The 3,640-nt window shown below is 42.7% G+C and carries 3 protein-coding genes and 1 pseudogene; all 4 read left to right on the top strand.

All coding sequences use genetic code 11. From position 1 onward, the window contains the following. Positions 1-364 precede the first annotated feature (364 nt). The gene (locus CDG79_RS39665) at positions 365-574 is read left to right on the top strand and encodes a ribbon-helix-helix domain-containing protein (protein WP_138505373.1); all 210 of its coding nucleotides are present in this window, start codon (positions 365-367) and stop codon (positions 572-574) included. Between the two features lie 133 nt (positions 575-707). Continuing rightward, positions 708-1,430 (top strand): hypothetical protein, encoded by a 723-nt coding sequence (locus CDG79_RS39660; protein ID WP_012413376.1) that lies wholly within the window; start codon positions 708-710, stop codon positions 1,428-1,430. Between the two features lie 266 nt (positions 1,431-1,696). Continuing rightward, on the top strand, positions 1,697-1,936 hold the full coding sequence (locus tag CDG79_RS39655; protein WP_094346932.1) for a hypothetical protein: 240 nt from the start codon (positions 1,697-1,699) through the stop codon (positions 1,934-1,936). Beyond that, a pseudogene (locus tag CDG79_RS39650) lies at positions 1,936-3,640 on the top strand (hypothetical protein); the annotation flags it as partial. The gene CDG79_RS39655 and the pseudogene CDG79_RS39650, both read left to right, overlap by 1 nt.

Raw genomic sequence — 3,640 nt, 5'->3', positions numbered from 1 at the left:
TGGTCGTTATGAGTTTAGGAAGTTTTCTGACTCGATCGATCTCGATGCGATCGTTCAGCAGCTAACCCAAGCCCCGTCTCATTAATTTCCAGAATCCCCCTTTTCGAGGGTTTATACAAAAAACCCCAATATATAGCTGTCATGGTTCAGATGATTGTTAAAGTCTTGATTTTTCTGGCTTGACGTTGATTTTTAGTCAAATCTAGACAAATCCAGATATCCAGTTAGGGGTTAGCCAAAGCATCACTTTCTGGCTTCTGTTGCCTTTGTTGGGTGGCTGTTTTTGGCTGGTAATTACATCATATCACATCATGATGTGATTTTAGATGATAAGATCGTATGTGATCGGACAAGAGAGCATATCATGATGTCAGGTGAGCAAACGAGTTCTGACTTAATGAGCAAAAAGTTAAATGCAATTATTCCAGATGAAACTTGGGAGGCGCTAGAGCAAATTGCTAATGGAGAGATGAGAACTAAAAGCCAGATGGCAGCTATTCTGCTTGGTGAAGCGATCGCGGCTAGACGTGCTAAAAAATCAGAATCTCAGAAGCAGGAAAAACCAGAGGCATGAGGTTTTTAACTTCCGTGTCCTACTAACACTGGATAAAGAGTCTAATAAATTGCTATTGATTCAAAAATACAGTGTCAAGTATTAGTATCAGTAAAGTTCGTGCTAATTTCACATTATTAATTTTGAGTTCGCCATGTTAGCTGTGAAAGACCCACATACCGATTTTCAACTCCCGCTGCATAACGAAGCAGCATTAAAGTGGATTAGGGAGACGAAAAATTACCTGTCCACTGTTGCTCTAGCAGTTGGTGGTGCGGCGCTGGTATCTGGCAGCTTAATTAATCCGGCTGCCTGGGCTGCTTTTGCATTGGCTTACAAACCGTTGGTGATCACTCAAAAACTTGCGCGGTTGGAAAAATTAACCGATCTACTTTTACAAGAGTTTAAAAGCGTTGGTATAGAAATCTTTCCATTTCCGGGAGGAGAGAAAAACCCTATTGACTTGTTTATTAGATTTCCACGAACAACTCACCTGTTTATCTCCATTCGTTCGATAGGAGATAGGGAGGTAGTCTACAACGAAGCCAGGGAAGCTTTACAACTCAGAAAGAAGGATAAGAATGGTTTGACAACCTGGAAACCTTGTCCACTGCTTGAGTTGGCTGATTACGAAAAGTGGCTTAACAAAAACAGAGACTTGTTCGCAATGTCATCCCGTGAAGCTACAAAAACCCCAACAGCAAAAGTTTTAGCCCTATGGCCTCCTACTAGAGCGGCTTCAAATCTCAATGAACATTTATATTCTTCCGTGGGAAGCATGAGAATTCTGGCTCTCAGGAGAAAAGGCACTATGTTTGTGATTCAAGAGGAGGAAGTAATCGAGTTTGTTAGGGCTTGGTTAGCCCAATACAAATAGGCTAAAAGTTGAAAACCCCTTCGTCCAGTGTGGACAACGGAGTTTTCAAAATTGATTCCATTGGAATTGGGGGATTGGGTGTCACGCCTAATTAATATCCCTAATAGTAATCTTATCAAACCTTTTGGAGTGTTAAGCAATTGTAACACTTGCTACACAAAAAACGGCAACTCAGGAATTTTACCAGATTAAATTTCTGAAGTTGTAGAAGATTACTTTCGGGATAGCTCCAATTCCTCCAACACACATAATGGAGGATTTGTAAAGTGTCAAAAAAACAGCTATTTCATACTGATACTACCAGCAAGCTGCTATTCGCAACTATTGCTAACGCTTGCCCCCACTGCGGTAAACCAGACTGGTGCTACTCAATAGGAGAATTTACAGTTTGCGATCGCGATCGCTTTCATCAGCCTAGCTATGCACTAGGTCAACCTAAACAATCGCCAACTTATGTATTAAGCAATTGTCAAAAATTAAATAATGTTCTTGGAGGTATCGCGTAATGGTTGCACAATTCCCCAATCAACAGGCGTTCGCCTCCTTCGACATCCGAAATTTTCAAGACCAGCTAGAGCCATCCAAAGCTAAAGATAAGTTTATTTGTCCAGTTTGTGGTGGGAATGACTTATCTATTGTCCCAGAAACCGGGAAGTACAGATGCTTTAACGGCTGTGAGTGCAAACACGTCAGAGAGGCGATTAAACCTTGGGCTGAAGTCTTAGCAGAAAGGGGAGGGGCTAATTACACTCCATCCCTAAACCGTTTGGCAGCAAAGCCTAAGAGAATCTTGCCCAAACCAGCACCAATTCCAGATGGTGAATTAGGTTTGGTGATGTTGACGGATATTGTAACAGATATTCCCCAACCGAAAAAATTAACGAGTAGACCACCAAAAGATGTTGAGGGCAGTGCCACCGAAACAATTTATCCTTACTCAGAGTCGCAATGGGTGGTTCGCTACCAGTGGCCAGATGCCAATAAGGAGAAAGGTTACAGCAAGACCTTTCGGCAATGGCATAGGCGACTTGATGGCACACCCCAAATGAAAAAAGGCGATTTGCCTTGGGGAGCATATCGCATTGATGAAGCTATCGCAGCATCTAAATCAGTAAATGTCACCCCGGCACTACTCCAGCATGAAGGCGAGGGATGCGTAGAAGTTGGTCGAAAGCATGGTCTTGCTGGGATTACGTTCCAAGGCAGTGGATGGGATAAAAAGACTATCACAAGAGAATATCAACGCGCAATTGAAGCAGGCATAGGATTAATCGTTTTTCTGCATGACCCCGATGACACTGGCTTAAAGAAACTCCAGACTTGTCAAGACTGTGCCGACGAAGTAGGAATTGGATTTATTGGAATTAACCCTCACGACATCTGCCCCGATTTACCATATAAATCAAGTGACATCAAAGAAATCTTGGGGCAGATGGAAACACCAGAATTTATCCGTCGGTTAGAGCAGGAGATTCACGCGGCCGTAGCGCAGCGATCGCAACAGGTAGAATCTGAAAGTATTGAAAAAGAAGTTACGGATTTATCTAATTCCAAAATAGATATTGACCCAGCAGACCCAGAGGCATTTTACTTGCCTGTATGCACTGCCATGAATTTACCCTATTCTAACTGCGTAACGGCGGGTACTTTTGATGGCTGGTCTTACCGAAAAGTATTTCCGAAAACTGAATGGATGGTACTGAATTCATCCTTTTATAAGTGGTCACAAGAGAATTTGCTATGGCAGCACCAAGATGATAACAAAGCTTACAAGCTTCTCGCTGACGCGGGAGAATCCGCTTACAAGCTCTCTTACACAAAGACATTTGGCTGGAGAATAACCAAGCCTTACGAAACTAACGCACACAAGGAATCTGCCTTTAAATATTGCCGCAGTCGGTTAGAACCAGCAGAACCACTGCCAACCAATACTCATTTATTAGGGTTTAACAATTGTGTTGTTGATTTGCGAACTGGTGAACAAATGCCTCATCGCAAAGATTTTTACCTCACTAATATCATTCCCCACGATTACGAAGCCAACAAACCATGTCCAGAAGTTTTTCTCAAATTTCTAAATGAAAGCTTTGGGTCAGAATTGGTTGAAGTGATTCGGGCGTTCACGAGTATGTTTTTAGACCCAACTGCCCCTTATGGTCGGTTTCCCCACTTAATTGGCTTAAGTGGTGGGGGCAAGGGGACGCTAGGAC

Source organism: Nostoc sp. 'Peltigera membranacea cyanobiont' 232 (genome assembly GCF_002245985.1).
In the GTDB taxonomy this organism is placed as follows: domain Bacteria; phylum Cyanobacteriota; class Cyanobacteriia; order Cyanobacteriales; family Nostocaceae; genus Nostoc.
The sequence above is the reverse complement of the archived record's forward strand: the minus strand, read 5'-3'. Positions and strand labels throughout refer to the sequence as shown.

Excerpts from the sequence above, each read along its gene's own strand:
- CDG79_RS39665 (WP_138505373.1), top strand. The coding sequence starts at position 365 with ATGATGTCAGGTGAGCAAACGAGTTCTGACTTAATGAGCAAAAAGTTA.
- CDG79_RS39660 (WP_012413376.1), top strand. The coding sequence starts at position 708 with ATGTTAGCTGTGAAAGACCCACATACCGATTTTCAACTCCCGCTGCAT.